This window comes from Chloroflexota bacterium (assembly GCA_020850535.1).
GTDB lineage: Bacteria > Chloroflexota > UBA6077 > UBA6077 > JACCZL01 > JADZEM01.
In genome coordinates this window covers 80,640-96,245 of sequence record JADZEM010000118.1, presented here as the reverse complement: position 1 = coordinate 96,245, position 15,606 = coordinate 80,640, and the positions used below count along the sequence as shown (strand labels likewise).

The 15,606-nt window shown below is 68.6% G+C and carries 13 protein-coding genes and 1 tRNA gene; 7 read left to right on the top strand and 7 right to left on the bottom strand.

The annotated features are described in order from the left end of the window. Positions 1–32 precede the first annotated feature (32 nt). The 3 genes from treZ to IT306_17005 all read left to right on the top strand — a co-directional run bounded on the left by treZ (position 33) and on the right by IT306_17005 (position 3,974). Positions 33–1,862 carry a malto-oligosyltrehalose trehalohydrolase gene (treZ, locus tag IT306_17015; protein ID MCC7370129.1) on the top strand — a complete coding sequence of 610 codons (1,830 nt, stop codon included), beginning with the start codon at positions 33–35 and terminating at the stop codon, positions 1,860–1,862. Positions 1,863–1,965: 103 nt separating this feature from the next. Then, on the top strand, positions 1,966–2,781 hold the full coding sequence (locus tag IT306_17010; protein MCC7370128.1) for an alpha/beta hydrolase: 816 nt from the start codon (positions 1,966–1,968) through the stop codon (positions 2,779–2,781). 734 nt (positions 2,782–3,515) lie between these two features. Then, on the top strand, positions 3,516–3,974 hold the full coding sequence (locus tag IT306_17005) for a hypothetical protein (GenBank protein ID MCC7370127.1): 459 nt from the start codon (positions 3,516–3,518) through the stop codon (positions 3,972–3,974). Positions 3,975–4,507: 533 nt separating this feature from the next. On the opposite strand, the gene IT306_17000 is transcribed toward IT306_17005, so the two are convergent. After that, positions 4,508–5,131 carry a polymer-forming cytoskeletal protein gene (locus IT306_17000; protein ID MCC7370126.1) on the bottom strand — a complete coding sequence of 208 codons (624 nt, stop codon included), beginning with the start codon at positions 5,129–5,131 and terminating at the stop codon, positions 4,508–4,510. A gap of 87 nt (positions 5,132–5,218) precedes the next feature. After that, positions 5,219–6,397, bottom strand: a complete 1,179-nt coding sequence (locus IT306_16995; GenBank protein ID MCC7370125.1) for a glucarate dehydratase — start codon at positions 6,395–6,397, stop codon at positions 5,219–5,221. A gap of 336 nt (positions 6,398–6,733) precedes the next feature. Between IT306_16995 and IT306_16990 the strand changes: the two genes are divergently transcribed. Then, the gene (locus IT306_16990) at positions 6,734–8,569 is read left to right on the top strand and encodes an adenylate/guanylate cyclase domain-containing protein (protein MCC7370124.1); all 1,836 of its coding nucleotides are present in this window, start codon (positions 6,734–6,736) and stop codon (positions 8,567–8,569) included. Between the two features lie 31 nt (positions 8,570–8,600). Here the strand turns inward: IT306_16990 and IT306_16985 are convergent, their stop codons facing one another. From IT306_16985 to IT306_16975, 3 genes are all read right to left on the bottom strand, one after another. After that, positions 8,601–8,840, bottom strand: a complete 240-nt coding sequence (locus IT306_16985; protein MCC7370123.1) for a hypothetical protein — start codon at positions 8,838–8,840, stop codon at positions 8,601–8,603. Between the two features lie 560 nt (positions 8,841–9,400). Next, positions 9,401–10,513 (bottom strand): hypothetical protein, encoded by a 1,113-nt coding sequence (locus IT306_16980; protein MCC7370122.1) that lies wholly within the window; start codon positions 10,511–10,513, stop codon positions 9,401–9,403. 72 nt (positions 10,514–10,585) lie between these two features. Then, complete coding sequence (locus IT306_16975) at positions 10,586–11,422, bottom strand: sugar phosphate isomerase/epimerase (protein ID MCC7370121.1); 837 nt, start codon at positions 11,420–11,422, stop codon at positions 10,586–10,588. A 155-nt stretch (positions 11,423–11,577) separates the two neighbouring features. Between IT306_16975 and IT306_16970 the strand changes: the two genes are divergently transcribed. Together IT306_16970 and IT306_16965 are read left to right on the top strand one after the other, a co-directional pair. Beyond that, a complete protein-coding gene (locus IT306_16970) occupies positions 11,578–11,883 on the top strand; it encodes an antibiotic biosynthesis monooxygenase (protein ID MCC7370120.1) in 306 nt (101 codons plus the stop codon). 18 nt (positions 11,884–11,901) lie between these two features. After that, complete coding sequence (locus IT306_16965) at positions 11,902–13,251, top strand: SH3 domain-containing protein (GenBank protein MCC7370119.1); 1,350 nt, start codon at positions 11,902–11,904, stop codon at positions 13,249–13,251. Between the two features lie 119 nt (positions 13,252–13,370). Here the strand turns inward: IT306_16965 and IT306_16960 are convergent, their stop codons facing one another. Then, complete coding sequence (locus tag IT306_16960) at positions 13,371–14,051, bottom strand: Crp/Fnr family transcriptional regulator (protein ID MCC7370118.1); 681 nt, start codon at positions 14,049–14,051, stop codon at positions 13,371–13,373. 686 nt (positions 14,052–14,737) lie between these two features. Here IT306_16960 and IT306_16955 point away from each other — a divergent pair. Next, positions 14,738–14,813: transfer RNA gene (locus IT306_16955), tRNA-Ile, on the top strand. Between the two features lie 23 nt (positions 14,814–14,836). On the opposite strand, the gene IT306_16950 is transcribed toward IT306_16955, so the two are convergent. Then, positions 14,837–15,601, bottom strand: coding sequence for a GntR family transcriptional regulator (locus IT306_16950; protein ID MCC7370117.1), 765 nt, complete (start codon positions 15,599–15,601; stop codon positions 14,837–14,839). Positions 15,602–15,606: the final 5 nt, after the last annotated feature.

The window sequence follows — 15,606 nt, the reverse complement described above, 5'->3', positions numbered from 1 at the left end:
CGGAGCGGGGGGCGCCAGCCCGGGTGGTCGGCATGAGTGCACCGTGGAGCCTGGATCTCGGCGCGAATGTCGAGGATGGCGGCGTCCGGTTCCGTGTCTGGGCGCCCAACGCCCGGCGGGTGGAAGTCGAGATCGGCCAGGGCGAGCGGGCGAGCCGGCAGGCCCTGACCGCCGAAGACGACGGCTACCATGCTGGTCTCGTCGCGGGCGCGCAGGCAGGGGATCGCTACCGTTACCGGCTCGACGGCGGCGACCCGTTCCCCGATCCGTGCTCGCGGTCGCAGCCGGATGGTCCGCACGGTCCGTCCCAGGTGGTCGATCCGCGACGCTTCCAGTGGCACGACGAGGGCTGGACGGGCATCGGGCCTGACGGGCTGGTCATCTACGAGCTGCACGTCGGCACGTTCACGCCGGCAGGCACGTTCGACGCCGCCATCGGCCGACTGGCCGATCTGCGCGATCTCGGCATCACGGCCATCGAGCTGATGCCGTTGGCCGAGTTCCCCGGCCGCCGCAACTGGGGCTACGACGGCGTTGACCTCTACGCGCCCTTCTCGGGCTACGGCGGCCCCGAAGGACTGCGGCGCTTCGTGGACGCCGCGCACGGGCACGGCCTGGCCGTGCTGCTGGACGCCGTCTACAACCACTTCGGACCGGACGGGAACTACCTGCGCGTCTACGCCGACGCCTACTTCACCCACCGACACACGACGCCCTGGGGCGACGCCATCAACTACGACGGGCCGTCGTCCGGGCCGGTTCGCCACTTCGTGCTGCAGAACGTGCGCTACTGGCTGCGTGAGTATCACCTGGACGGCCTGCGGCTGGACGCGACCCATGCCATCGTCGACGACTCGCCGCGCCACCTCCTGAGCGAGATCGCGGAGGCCGCCCACAGCATCCCTGGCCGCCGGGCCGTGGTCATTGCCGAAGATCACCGCAACGTCGTGCAGCAGATCCACGCGCCGGAGCGGGGCGGACTCGGGCTTGACGGGGTCTGGGCCGACGACTTCCACCATGCATTGCGAACCTACCTGACCGGCGAGCGCGAAGCCTACTACGCCAACTACACCGGCTCGCTCGCGGACCTCGCGACGACCATCGAGGGCGGCTTCCTGTTCCAGGGGCAGAAGCGCCCGGCCACCGGCGAGCTGCGGGGCACGAAGGTGACGGACGAGCCGGCCCGCGCCTTCGTCTACTGCTCGGAGAACCACGATCAGGTGGGCAACCGGGCGCTGGGAGAACGGCTGGCCCACCTGATCGACCGCGAGCGGTACCTGGTGGCGTCGGCGGTCCTGCTGCTCGTCCCTGAGACGGTGATGCTGTTCCAGGGCCAGGAGTTCGCGGCGAGCAGTCCGTTCCAGTTCTTCACCGATCACAACGCCGACCTGGGCAAGCTGGTCACGGACGGACGGCGCAAGGAGTTCGCGGCGTTCACGGCCTTCGCAGACCCGAAGCGGCGCAAGCAGATCCCCGACCCACAGGCCGAATCGACGTTCACGAGGTCGGTGCTGGACTGGTCAGAGCGTGTGGCCCACGCCGGCGTGCTCGACCTGTACCGCACCCTCCTGCGCCTGCGCCGCGACGATCCCGTGCTGCGCCGTCAGGACCGATCTGCCACCCGGGCGGCGGCGCTCACAACCGATCTGCTGGCGATTCGCCGCTTCCAGGATGACGACGAGCGTCTGCTGCTGGCGAACTTCGGCGCTGATGCGGTGGTCGTGGACGCCATCGCGATGGAGAACCTGGGACTCTTCAACCCTGAGGGCTGGCGGCTGCTCTGGTCAACTCCCAGCACAACGTCGGCAGACGAGGCCGTGCTGACGATTCCGGGACGGTCGGCGCGCATCCTGGCACGGTAACGTCTGGGGCGCGGACATCCGCGCTCCCAGGACGCCCGCTTGCCGGCCCCCTGCTTCGCGGCCTACGCTTGCCCACTGCCGACCTCGGCACGGGAGGGGTGACATGCCGTTCATCCAGGTTCGCGATCTCACCATGTACTACGAGCAGGCCGGCAGCGGCCCACGCCTGCTCTACATCAGCGGGACCGGCGGCGACCTTCGCCGCAAGCCGAGCATCTTTGAGCGGCCAGTCGCCGCGGAGTTCGAGATCCTGACCTTCGACCAGCGCGGCCTCGGCCAGACGTCGAAGCCCGAGGCTGACTACACCATGGCGGACTACGGCACCGACGCCGCTGCCCTGCTGGACGCGGCGGGCTGGGATCGCTGCCACGTGATGGGCGTGTCGTTTGGCGGCATGGTGGCCCAGGAGATGGCGATTCGCTATCCCGAGCGGGTGGACCGCCTCGTCCTGGCCTGCACCAGCACCGGCGGTGCCGGTGGGGCATCGTACCCACTCCACAAACACCTGAACGACACGCCGCGGGAGCGCGTCGAGCGGCAGTTGGCCCTGGCAGATACCCGCCGCGACGCCGCCTGGCGAGCCGCCAACCCCGACGAGTACGCCACACTGGTCGAGCAGGGCCTTGCCGGCGCAAGCGTCGGAGCCGACGAGCCCGGCCGCGCCGATGGCTACCGTCGCCAGCTCATGGCCCGCAAGGGCCTGGACACATTCGAGCGGCTCGCAGGCGTCACGGCGAAGACGTTCATCTGCGGCGGCAAGTACGACGGCATCGCGCCGATCTCCAATCAGGAGGCGTTGCTGCGGCAGCTCCCGAACGCCCGGTTGGAGCTGTTCGAGGGCGGGCACGCCTTCTTGCAGGAAGACGCGCGCGCCTTTGAGCGGGTCATCGCCTTCCTGAAGGGTGAGCTGGACGGGTAGGCCTGGCGGACCGCGCGTCAGCGATCTACCGCTCTGAACTCGGCTTTGTCCATTTGAAAGACGGAATAAGAATGGCAGGGTACCTTGGACTCACACGCCACTTGCCAGAAAGGGTGAGCCATGGAAGCCCTGCCGAGAGAGGTTGTACGCGAGCCGCGGGTGGTTGAGGAGGTGTTCAGCGAGCGTGTATGGGACTGGGTCAGGTGTTGGTGGTCGGGGCGATACTGACGCCGGGCCAGCCGCTCGAAGTCACCTTCCAAGAAGCCCGCGCTCATCTCGCGTCGAGACCCAGCGCCAATGGTCGGACCGCGCGATCCTCCGCACCACCCCGGCCCCGCTCGGGCTCTTCTCGCTGGTCGCCCTCTTCGCCCAGGCGCGCCTCGACGGCCAGCCCCTCCCGGTCCGTCAGGCCGCCTGGTACGCCAAGTCCGCCCCGACCTTCTCGGACACGCTCGCCGTCGTCCGCCAGCCCCGACTCGATGGTTGCCGACCTGCTTGCCGCGCTCCTGGGGCTGTTCGTGCTGTTCCTCAGTCGCCAACTCGACCCCGAACGGCTCAGTGGCGCACCGGACCACGGCGCAGTCATCCGCATCACCTCACGTGATCGGCCGCGATGTGCGCGGCCGATCACCTTCAACATGCCCGGTTGTCGGTCGGGCTTGTAGCCGCGGCCTGCCCGCCGCGCGAGATGGGCCGGTCAGTACAATCCGCGCGTGGTCTGGACGAGTGATTCCTTGAAGCGTGGCGCGGTCTCTTCGGCGCTCGCCGTGTTGCTGCTGAGCGTGCTGGCCGGCTGCGAGATCGTGCCCGGGCTGCCGCCAAACCCGTTCCGGACCACGCCCACGCGCGTCTCGGATATCCCGCCCACGCCGACGCCGGTGGTGGTCGAGCCGACCGAGACCCCGGAGCCGTTCCGCCCGTACTGGGTCAAGAACCATCGCCAGACGGAGATGTGGAGCGGCCAATCGGGGCAGCCGGGCGTGGTCGCCTTCGGCGTGACCTCCGACCAGTTCTGCGTCTTTCAGGTGCTGTTGCCCCAGGAGGGGCCGCGCCTGTTCGTGGTGAACCCGTTCGGGCGGGGGCAGTTCTGGATAGACGGCGACGCTATCGGGCCGGTCTCAGACGAGCCGCGCCGGGTGCGCGGCCCGCAACCGGCCGACGAGAACTGCGCGGGCGTGATCTACGACGAGTAGCCGCGTCGGCGGACATCGCCTTGGCGGGTTGGTTCTCACCAGCAACGGCGAAGGCCCGCCAACTGGCGGGCCTTCTCCATCATCTCGGGACCACGACGATCAGGTCAGACCAGACCACTTCTGGAGACCAACCAGGATGCCGAGGTTCGCCAGGATGACGAGCAGGACGATGATCAGCTCCATGCCCTCACTGACGACCACGCTGACACACTCCTCAGGGATCTGCGCCGATTGTAGGCGGCGGCGGCGTGCTCACGCCACCGTTGGCGGCAGCAGCGCAGGGCGATTGCATGTTGATGTCGTCGTGCCGCCGCGTCGGGGCTTGAAAGCCCCGCCTACCATCCTGCAGTCGCTGCGCGACGGCCGTCGGGAACGGCAGGCACTGGTGCGGCTGGAGCGTCGCGCAGCGACTGCATGCGTGTAGGCGGGGACTTCAGTCCCCGACCGCCCGTTCCCTGATGCTTCGGGGACACCAATGAACAGGCAATCGCCCTGGGCAGCAGCGGGACGAGCGCCCGCGCCGCCCGTGCGGGCTAGTCGCGCTGCGGACCGGTCATTTTCAACTGGCCCTCGAAGAACGCGCCTTCCTGAATCACCAGGGTGCCAGCAGTCACCTCGCCGGTCACCTTGCCGCTCGAAGCGATCTCCAGGCGGCCCGTGCAGTCGATGGCCCCGTTGACTTCGCCCAGGACCGTCACGTGCTCGCCTGAGATTCGCGCCTGCACCTGCGCCGACTCTTCGACGGTGACGCGCTGCTTGCTCTCGACCTCACCCTGAACGTTGCCACGGATGCGGATGGAGCGGTCGGAGCGGACCGCGCCCTCGACGCTGGCGCCCTCGCCGATGACCGTCTCGCCACGTTCGAGGTCCGGCATGCGGCTCAGCGGGGCGTTGATCGGCGCAGGCGGCGGCGTGTAGGCAGGAGCGGCCGGCTCCGGGTCGGGCGACGGCGCCTGCTGGATCGTCGGTGCAGGCGGTGCCTGCGCGACCGGCGGCTGATACACCTCTGGCGCGGTCGGCGGGATCTGCACCATCGTCTCTGGCTCGGCCGGGCCATCGGCCGGCGCGGCATCTGGCGCAGCCGGTGCGCCACCGAGCGCCCGCGAGAAGCGAGTCCACTCGGATTCTTCAGACTTCTTGCCGAACATGCTTCCCATGCTTCCTCCGGCGCGAGCCTGGGTGGCAACGGCCGCGCAGTGCTGGCGGGCCAGTATACCACCTTGGCTCGACTTCGAGTGTGGCGCTTACCAGCGCGGCTTCAGCGGTACCCAATCTGCGTATCGCTCGCGCATTGCCGATACGTCATCGCGGGCCAGGCTGCGCCGCTGCTGGTACGCCTCGGCGTACTTGGCCAGCTTGTCCTCGTCAAGCTCCACCCCGAGGCCCGGGCCAGTCGGCACCTCAAGGTAGCCGTCCTTGATCTCGAACATCGGTCCCTTGATGATGTCGTCCGGGTTCCAGGGATAGTGCGTGTCACTCGCGTACAGCATGTTCGGGACCGCGGCGCCCAGGTGGATCATCGCGGCCATCGTGATACCGAGGTGGCTGTTCGAGTGCTGTCCCACGCCCCACCCGAGCGTCTGGCAGAAGCGAGCCATCTTGACGCAGCCGGTCAGGCCGTCCCAGATGTGGTGGTCCGCCAGGATGACCGAGATCGCGCCGCACCGGAACGCCTCCGGAATGTGGTCGAATGCCGTGACGCACATGTTGGTGCTGAGCGGCGTGTGCGTCGCCTTCGCGACCTCCGACATCCCGGTGATGCCCGATGTCGGGTCTTCGAGGTACTCCAGGTCGATGTCCTTGAGCTTGTACGCCACCCGCCGCGAGGTCTCGACCGACCAGATGGCGTTCGGATCGATGCGGAGCTGCATCGACGGGCCGAAGCGCTTCCGTAGCTGGATCATGGTCTCGACTTCTTCGTCGGGCGGGAGGACGCCGCCCTTGACCTTGATGCACTGGAAGCCCCAGCGGTCGACCCACTTCTGGGCCAGCTCGACCATCGACTCGGGCGAGAGCACCTCACCCCACTCGTCGTCGCCGGCCTCCTTGTAGAACAGGTACGCCGACCACGGCACCTTCTTCCGCACGATGCCGCCGAGCAGGTTGGCCACCGGCTGGTTGGTCGCCTTGCCGAGGATGTCGAGCAGGGCCTCTTCGAGCGCCGAGTAGACCCGCGAGTTGCGGAGCGTGATCCGCAGCGGCTCAAGCTGCCACGGGTCCATGCCGATGATGTGGCTGCGCACCGACTCCAGCGACGCGGCCATCGCGCCACCGCCGGGCGCTTCGCCCAGGCCGACGAGACCGCTGTCGGTTTTGAGCTGAATGATGACGCGGAGGTAGACCGACTCGTGGATGCCCCACGAGTTCCGCAACGGCGGATCCGGCACCGCGATCGGCGTCAGCTTCATCTCAGTGATCTTCATCTGCTCGTCCTCCCGGTGGGCTGCCATGCGGCCGCTCGCGGCCCGGTGGCCCCCTGCCGTTGTTCGCCCGTCGCTGGCGACGGATTGCGAGCCGCCCGCCGGCTCGCCGAGAGATCCCCCGCGACACACGCTGGTGCGTGGGCCACGGATGGTGCGCGCCTGGCTGCATCTCTTTGCGAGCGTACTGTACCAGCACGGCAACTGCCGGAGGGCCGGTCTGGTTTCGCCGACCCTGATCCGTCTGCTCCTTCTGGCCGTATGCTGGAGGGAGTACCCTGCCGTCCGGGGCGTCGTGGCGGTGTGCCAGCATCAGGGTGAGTAGATCGAGGGGCGGAGATGAGTGGTCCGCAGCGGTTCGAGAGTCGGGGGAAGTTCGCGGCCACGCCCGAGGCGCTGTGGCCGCTGGTCGGCGACACGCCCACCCTGAACCGGGCCATCGGCCTGCCGCCCATCGAGTACGAGCTGACGCCACTGCCGACCGGTGGGTCGCGCGCCGAAGCGATGATCCGGATGTTCGGGATCACGCTGGCGCGCTGGACCGAGCATCCGTTCCTCTGGCGCGAGCCGTACGGCTGGATGGCGTTCCGCGACTTCCACGGCGGCCCGTTCGAGCGGTTCGTGGGCGGCGTGGACATGGTCCGCGAGGGCGATCGGACCGACGTGCGGGTGTTTGCCGAGATCACGCCCCGCAACCTGCTCGGGCGGTTGATCCTCAAGACGGGGTTCGGTCAGCAGAACGTCGAGAAGATCGTGAAGCAAGTCGGCCTGTTCGACGCCTATCTCTTGGGCCATGGCCGCGATCCGTTCCCGACGCTCGCGCCGAAGACGGCCCCGCCAGATCGCGTCTGGGAGGTTGCCGGCCGGTTGATGCAGGCCGGCTGTCCACAGGCGCTGGTGGATCGGCTCTGCGAGCACGTCGCCTCGGCCCGCGATGAGGAGGTCGAGCGGATGCGCCCGTTCGAGCTGGCCGACCGCTGGGGCGAGGACCGCCGGACGGCCCTGGGCGTCTTCCTCCGGGCGACCGAGGCCGGCCTGCTGACGATGACCTGGGATGTGCTCTGCCCTGGCTGTCGGGTTGGCAAGGGCGACGTGCGGACCCTCAGAGATCTGCGCGCCGAGGCCCACTGCGAGGCCTGCAACATCGTCTTCGATGCCTCGTTCGACCAGTTGGTGGAGGTCAGGTTCGCGCCAGCGCCGGCCATCCGTTCGGTGACCCTCCGCGAGTTCTGCCTGGGCGGCCCGATGCGGACGCCCCACATCGCGGCGCAGGTGCCCCTCCAGCCCGGCGAACGGCGGACCGTCCTGGCGCGGCTCGATCCGGGGCTGTACCGACTGCGGGCGGGCGGCTCGAAGGGCGCAGCCAGCTTGCAGGTGGCTGGCGAGGGTGACGCTGGCGCTGTGGCGGTCACCGTCAGTTCGGACGACCTGTCGCCGCGCCATGCGACCGTCACGTCAGGCGAGCTGATGCTCGAGGCCGTCAACACGCTCGACGTGCCGACGGCACTGGTGGTCGAGGACTCGCAGTGGCCGGACACCGTGGCGACGGCCGCCATCGTCAGCACGATGCCCGAGTTCCGCGATCTCTTCTCGTCGGAGGTGCTGGCCCCGGGCCTGCAGCTTGGCGTCTCGCGGCTGGCGTTCCTGTTCACCGACCTGACCGGCTCGACGGCGCTCTACCAGCGCGTCGGGCAGGCTCGGGCGTTCAGGATCGTGCAGGATCAGTTCGCGTTGCTGGGCGAGGCGATTGCGAGTCACAACGGGGCCATCGTCAAGACGATTGGCGACGCCGTGATGGCCACCTTCCCGAGCGGCGGTGACGCGCTGGCGGCCGGACTGGCGATCCAGCGGGCTATCCGCCAGCTCGACCTGCGCGGCGAGGCCGATCCGTCCACCCTGGTGCGCGTGGGCATCCACCAGGGTCCGTGCGTGGCCGTCACCGCCAATGAGCGGCTGGACTACTTCGGCACGACGGTCAACATCGCCTCGCGGGTGGAGCACGAGGCGCAGGGTGGGGAGGTCGCGGCGACGGCTGAGGTTTGTGAAAGCGTGGACGCCCAGGCCGTGCTGGCTGGCGAGCGCGTCCACGCCGAGATGACGACCGCCCGGCTCAAGGGCATCGACGAGCCCGTGCGGCTGTACCGGCTGCGCGTCGAGGACGTCCACCGGCGCTGACAGCGGTGCTCCGACTGCCGGTACGTGTCGATCAGGGCCGGCGGTAGTGGTCGGGCGTGTGGCGTCCTTCGACGACGCGCTGCCGCTGGTAGAACAGCCAGAAGGCCGGACAGGTCGAGACGACCGCCAGCCCGATCAGGGCTGGATCGTTGAACAGGCGGCCGGCGATTGCCAGTACGACGGTGATGAACGCCAGCGACATCAGCGCGAGCGCGAACAGGAACGGATCCCGCATCCAGGCACGAGGGTGTCGGGAGTCACGGTTCGGCATCACGCAATCTCCAGGTGAGGCTGTCATCCACCGACGTTGGCGGGGCACCACGACTGTACTGTCAAGCAGTGTGCCAGCGCACCGTATCACACAACAGTACGAGCAGGTTGCATGTTGATGTCGTCGTGCCGCCGCGTCGGGGCTTGAAAGCCCCGCCTACGATCCTGCAGTCGCTGCGCGACGCTCCAGTCGCACCAGTGCCTGCCGTGCCCGACGGCGTGACTGTAGGCGGGGACTTCAGTCCCCGACCGCCCGTTCCATGATGCTTCGGGGACACCAATGAACATGCAATCGCCCTGATGCTGCTACCAGTGCAATCGTATGTTGAGCGCGTCGTGCGGCGGCGTCGGGGCTTGAAAGCCCCGCCTACACGCATGCAGTCGCTGCGCGACGCTCCAGTCGCACCAGTGCCTGCCGTTCCCGACGGCCGTCGCGCAGCGACGGCGTGACGGTAGGCGGGGACTTCAGTCCCCGACCGCCCGTTCCATGATGCTTCGGGGACACCAATGAACATGCAATCGCCCTGGCGGGCACCGTGCGGGAGTCCTGGCAGCCCGACCTCAGGGAGCAGGGATCTTCTGTCGCCCGAGCGTCAGCACCCGCTCGCCCAGCGACCCGAGATAGGCCGATGGCGAGACAGCCGCCTGAAACGCCGCGCGGCTCTCCTCGGTCGAGTCGATGGGCCAGGGCACGATCCAGCCGCCCTCGTTGGTCGGCTCGTCGAACCAGAGGATCGCCTTGACCTCGGGCAGGGCCGCTGGCAGCGCCCGACCGAAGGCGTCGCAGATCCAGGCCGCCTTCTTGCCGGGGTCGTCGCCGCGCTCGTTGGTCGCTGTCTCGGCGATCATCCTCGGCTTGTCTGCCGGCACGAAACCGTTGATGTCGTCGAAGGACGGGCGGAAGACCTGGTCGAGCAGTCGCCAGGTGTTACCACCCTGCTGCCAGTATTGCGGCGCGTCCCAGTTGTAGCCGTCCACGGCCACCCAATCGACCACGTCGTCGCCGGGATACCAGAGCCGCAATGACTCCGGGTGGTTCTTCTCGCTCGGGTTCCAGACCCAGGTGACGTGCCCCGCGCCGCCCGCGTCGAAGAGCTGACGGACGTGCCGCCAGGCCGCGATGTACTCCTCGGGAGCGTTCTGATGCTTGCCCCACGGGTACCACGTGCCGTTCATCTCCTGGGCGAACCTGATGAACAGCGGGCCGTCCCAGGATGCTGCCTCGGAGGCAAGGTCACGGATGTAGCCGTCGTGCGCGCCGCCGGCGACATCGCGCATCAGGAAGCCGGTCTGGCCGGCCGGCTCGGGGATCGTCGGATCCCACGGCACCCAGGTGATCATCGGGTACGCCCCGTGCTCGGCGGCGCGTCGCAGCCACTTGGTGTCGATGCGGCCCCCTGGGCCGAGTCCCCAGTGCTCCCAGCGCTGCAGAACGCTGACGCCCTTGCCGGCCTTCTCCGCGAACTGGCCGAGCGGGTCGGAGGACGTGCCGATGCGCGGATCGTCCAGCGCGGCCGGTATCCACGCACCGAGATAGACCGGTGCCGCCGGCTCGCCGCCGCCGCAACCGGCCGGCTGAGCCGAAGGCGCAGCGCTGGCGTAGCGCAGCAAGCCGAGACCGATGCCCGCGCCGACCGCGCCAGCCGCCAGCTTCACTGCGCGCCGACGCTGCATCGAGCTCCCCTTTCCTTGCCCACGTCCGGTGAGGGGACGCACGATCCGCACCAGTCGATTCGCACGAGTTGGCTATGCGCCGTTCGCGCCCAGCGACGCCCGGATCGCTTCCAGCGCGCGAGCGGCCACGCCGAACAGCTCGGGGCCGGAGAAGCCGCCGGCCTTGCCGGCGACCGCCAGGTGCGGCTCGAGCGACAGATAGCCGGTGTACCCATCGGTCAGCGCCAGCCGCAGCAGTTCGCGGATCTGGCCGTCGCCCTGGCCGGCCGGCACGACGCTCCTGGTGGCCGTCACCACGTCCTTGATCTGGATGTGCGCGAGCCACGACTTGAGCAACGGATAGGCGTCGTCGGCCGGCCGGACGCCGAGTCCCGCGAAGTTGCCCGCGTCCAGTGTCAGCCGGAGGGCTGGTGAGTCGACGCTCGTCAGCAGGTCGCGGCAGCGTTCGGGAGTATCGCCCCAGAGGTCGGCCTCGTTCTCCAGCAGCAGCGTGATGCCCACGCGCTCGGCCGTTCGCGCCCAGCCGGCCAGCCGCCTGACCACCTCGTCGCGGCAGGCGGCGTGCTCGACGCCATCGTGGTAGAAGGAGAACAGGCGAATCAGCGGGGTCTCGAACGCCTGGGCCAGCTCAATGGCGCGGGCCAGTCGCGCGGCCTCGTAGGCAGGTTCCTGGCCGATTGCGCTCTTGCCGATCGGCGAGGCGATCGTGGCGACGCGCGCCCCGTGCTCGGAGAGCGCGCGCCGCATCGCCTGGACGTCGCCGTCGGTGAAGTCCAGGATGTTGCGCTCCCACGCGCCTCGCAGGTCGAGGTGGTGGATGCCGAGGTCCGCGAGCACGCGAAGCTGCTCGGATGGCTCGGCGGCGATCTCGTCGCCAAAGCCCGACACCGTGATTCGACGCTCGGACATCGCGGGTGCTCCCTTCTGACGCATCGAACAGGACACAAAGGGTGTACAGTTTCGCGGGATACGGGCAGACCCGGTTGACCGTCTGCCCTCTCTTCCACTAGGGTACGTCGAAGCAACGGACGGCCGGCGCGAAGCCGTCTGTTGGGGAGGTCGCCGTGTTTGCGCTGTGGGTCTCGGTGAAGGTCAAGCCGGAGATGCGAGAGCGCTTCCTGGAGGTCATCGAGGACGACTCGATCTGCTCCGTCCGGGACGAGCCGGCCTGCGTTCGCTTCGACGTGCTCCAGGATCAGAAGGATCCTGACCGCTACTACTTCTACGAGATCTATCACGACGAGGCCGGCTTCCAGGCCCACCTGCAGACGCCGCACCTGGCGCGCTGGTCCGAGGCCGCGAAGGAATGCCTTGCCGAGCCATCCGTGGCGATCCGGGCCGACACGGTCTTCCCGCGATCGTACTCCTGAGTCTGGGCGGGTCGACGAGTGGAGCAGAATCCGGCAGGCTTCGCCAGCGAGGACGAGGAGGCAACATACTGCCTCAGCTTGCTTCGTGATGGTGACCGTCAGCAGAAGATCGTTGCCCGCGAGCGGCTGAGCCAGATCTTCGAACAGCGCGGCCTGCTCGACGAGGCGGCGCAATGTCTTGAGAGCAACATTCGCGAGGGCATCCGCGATCCGCGCGTCTACCAGCGGCTCGCGGGGGTGTACCGTCGGCAGGGTCGGCACGAGCTGGCGGACGAGGTCTTGCTGGAGGCCCGGCGGCTCGCGGAGCGGCTTCAGCGCGGCCAGCAGCAGGGCGGCAGGCGCGGCCCTGGCGGCCGGCCTGTACGCGGGGGTCCGCCGCCCGCTCCGGGCGTGCAGGATGTCACGACGCGCCAGTTGCCGTCTCAGAGTGGTGTGCCTGCCACGCCCGGGGCTGCACCGGCTGCCGGAGTTCCTTTTGCCAGTCCGGAGGTGGCCGCGGCGCGAGCGCCCCGATCGCCGGCCGTCGGCCCCGGTCCGGGGAACGAATTCGACTTCGATGGCCCGGACGCCTTTGGCGGCCCACAGCGCGGCCCTGGCGTCCAGGCTCCGGCGGAGCCGCCGCCGGATCGCCCGTGGTGGCTCTCGCCGGCCATGGTGGTGCTGCTGATCCTCCTCTGCGGGCCGTACGGTCTGGCGATGATGTGGGTCCGTGGGAACTACCCCTTGAAGGCCCGCAAGACGGCCATTGGCGTGTGGGCCGGGCTGGTGGTGCTGTTCGCGGCCGCCGCTGCCGTGTTTGGCCAGCAGATGATTCGCCAGCAATTGTCGATGGCGACCCCGGGCGGCCTGCCCGGCGTCGGCGGCGTGACGGGCCTTCCAGCCGCCCCGACGCCGATCGTCTTTCCGCCGGTCCCAGGCGGTCAGCCCGGCGTCCAGATCGGCACGCCAGCGGCTGGCAAGCCCGTCTTGCCCCCTGGTGGGGCTGGGGCAGTCCCGTCTCCGCCGGCGGTGGCTGGCGGCTCGTTGGGCACGCCGTCCGGCGTGACGATCTCGCCGCCCGGCGCTCCCGGCCCGTCCGCCTCTCCCGCCACGGCAGCGCCCGCCGAGCAACCCTCGGCAGGCGGGCAGCCAGCGTCAAAGCCCACCAACGGCGAGAAGGTCAAGGTCGTCAACACGGGCGAGACCGGCGCGAACATGCGTGAGCGTCCAGGCGCGACGGCCCCCGTCGTCAAGACCGTCCCTGAGGGCACGGTCCTCCAGGTGATTGGGGCGGATCAGCAGATGGACGGTCGTGGCTGGCGCAACGTCCGCGACGACGAGGGCAAGCAGGGCTGGATCGTCGGGGAGTTCCTCGAAACGGCGCCCTGACGGCGGTCGGAGACACAAACGAGGGCGGTCGGCTGACGCAGCCGACCGCCCTTCTTGTTGCTGTGCGCATCAGGCACAAAGGCTGTGCGCGAATGTCGCCGGGAGGCCGCTGGGTGCCGTCAGGTGATCCGACGCCGCAGTCGCTCCGGCTCCAGAATCGCGATCCTGCGCCCGCGCCGCTGCACGGCTCCGCGATCCTCGTAGAACCCGAGCAGCTTGTTGACGCTGGCACGGGTCGCGCCGATCATCGCGGCGAGGTCTTCCTGGGTGATCGGCAGCTCGATCTCAATCGCGCCGTCGATGTCCCGGCCGTGGGCATCGGCCAGTTCGAGCAGCTTCTTGACGAGGCGGCCTTCCAGGTCGAGGAAGACGAGGTCGGCCATGCTCTCGTCGGCCCGCCGGACCATGCCGGCCAGCGCGATCATCATCCGTTCGGCCGTCTGGGGGTTGGCCCGCACGAACGCCATAAAGTCGTTGCGCGAGAGGCTGAGCGTCTGGACGGCTTCGAGCGTCTCAACGGTGGCGGAGCGCGGCTCGCCGTCGATCAGCGACAGCTCGCCGAAGCAGTCTCCAGGGCCGAGAATGGCGATCACCGCTTCGTCGCCGGACTCGGCGTCGAGCACAACCTTGACGCGACCGTCGATCAAGAAGTGCAGTGAGTCGCCGGGGTCGCCCTGGTGGAAAATCACCTCGCCGCGACGATACGAACGCCGGCGGGCAGCGGCCCCGAGCCGGTTGAGCTCCTCAGCGGGCAGATTGGCGAGCAGCGGCGAGTGGGCCAGGACAGACGGTGACTGCATGTCGAGGCAACTCCTCCGTGCCGTCAGTGGCACACCAGGATGCGGATGTGTCGCCTAGTGTACACCGTCCGACCCATCTGCCTCGTGAGATTCGACGTTGGCAGCAGTTTCTCATGACGACGGACGGCGTTGCCGATGGTTCCGTGCCCGGAAGCCCCCACATCTGGGTGCGGACGCTGGCGTCGCGTAGTCCCGTCGGCGGACCCAGGTCAGCGAGCACAAGAAAGACCCCGCCGTTGCCGGCGGGGTCGATGCGTTCCGTGTCCACATGGCGTTCGGCACGATCCTCTGCGATCCTGTGCCGCTGCGATGCTTTCGGTCGACGGGGGGTGCTTTCAAGACGGGGCGGCTCGTGTGGCTCGCCCGGGTGCCCCTGGCTTCTTCCTACTCGCTGGTGCAGCGGTAGGCGAGCCTGTCCACTTGCAGCACCATGAGAAGGAGGTAGCGGGACGGAACCCTTCGTGTGACGGCCATCATCGCACTGGTTCCTCTCTGCTGATTCGCGATCCAGGAGCCGCTGCGTTCCTGGTGACATCATCGTACCGCGCCCCGGCACCGGAAACACGAGTCGGATGTCCCGACATCTCGGGACAGTCAACCCTGCTCGTTTCGGGGTCGCCATCCGTTGACTGGGTGGTCGCCAATCGGAGCCCGACGTCACGACGGGCGCTATACTCTCCGAGTCGGGGCCCGTAGCTCAGCGGTTAGAGCGGGGAGCTCATAACTCTTAGGTCGCCGGTTCGAACCCGGCCGGGCCCACCACCGCACATCACACACTGCGAGGACTACTCGACCAGGGCAGCGACCGCCGCGCCGACACGGTCCAGGTGAGCCTGCATCAGTTGCCGTGCCTGCTTCCCGTCTCGAAGCGCCAATGCATCGACAATCGCCGCGTGCTCCTCGTAGGACGCCTTTCGATACCCGCTGCCCAGGCTGTGCTCGATGTGAAGCAGCCGCGAACGGTGATACTGGACCGAGTCCATCAGGGCGTTCAGGAACGGCAGCGGGCACTGCTGCCGAATAAAATCGTGCAGGCCCAGGTCCGGCCCGAACATCTCGTGATAGTCGCCTTCGGGTTCCAGATCGGGCGGCAGGGCGACGGCGCGCAGCGTTTTCACGTCGGCGTCGGTCAGCCGAGGCGCCACGACCTCCACGGCCAGACTCTCGATGGCGCTGCGGACGGCATACACCTCCCAGGCGTACGTCTTGTCCATCGGCGCGACCTGGAAGCTGCCGTTGTCCGCCTGGATCACCAGACCGAGCTGCTGCAGGGCCGGCAACGCTTCGCGGATCGGCGTGCGGCTGACGCCGAGCCGCGCCGCCAACTGCTCGATGCTGAACGGCTGCCCAGGCGCCAGCACATTGCTGACGATGGCGTCCCGCAGTTGCCGAAACACCCGTTCGGTGAGGCTTGGCTGCCGTTCAAGGCGTACCAGTGCCGAGGCATCTGCACCAGCCGCTGCCATCTTGGAGCGGCTGGCCACTGCCATACCGTCGAGCATGGCCGGGTCCGTCTGCGTCGGCGGAACCGACTTCTCAGCACCAGTCATTGTGT

Coding starts and splice junctions, on each gene's coding strand:
- IT306_16985 (MCC7370123.1), bottom strand. CDS start 8,840: ATGCCGAACCGTGACTCCCGACACCCTCGTGCCTGGATGCGGGATCCG.
- IT306_17010 (MCC7370128.1), top strand. CDS start 1,966: ATGCCGTTCATCCAGGTTCGCGATCTCACCATGTACTACGAGCAGGCC.
- IT306_16950 (MCC7370117.1), bottom strand. CDS start 15,601: ATGACTGGTGCTGAGAAGTCGGTTCCGCCGACGCAGACGGACCCGGCC.
- IT306_16975 (MCC7370121.1), bottom strand. CDS start 11,422: ATGTCCGAGCGTCGAATCACGGTGTCGGGCTTTGGCGACGAGATCGCC.
- treZ (MCC7370129.1), top strand. CDS start 33: ATGAGTGCACCGTGGAGCCTGGATCTCGGCGCGAATGTCGAGGATGGC.
- IT306_16995 (MCC7370125.1), bottom strand. CDS start 6,397: ATGAAGATCACTGAGATGAAGCTGACGCCGATCGCGGTGCCGGATCCG.
- IT306_16960 (MCC7370118.1), bottom strand. CDS start 14,051: ATGCAGTCACCGTCTGTCCTGGCCCACTCGCCGCTGCTCGCCAATCTG.
- IT306_16980 (MCC7370122.1), bottom strand. CDS start 10,513: ATGCAGCGTCGGCGCGCAGTGAAGCTGGCGGCTGGCGCGGTCGGCGCG.
- IT306_16990 (MCC7370124.1), top strand. CDS start 6,734: ATGAGTGGTCCGCAGCGGTTCGAGAGTCGGGGGAAGTTCGCGGCCACG.
- IT306_17000 (MCC7370126.1), bottom strand. CDS start 5,131: ATGGGAAGCATGTTCGGCAAGAAGTCTGAAGAATCCGAGTGGACTCGC.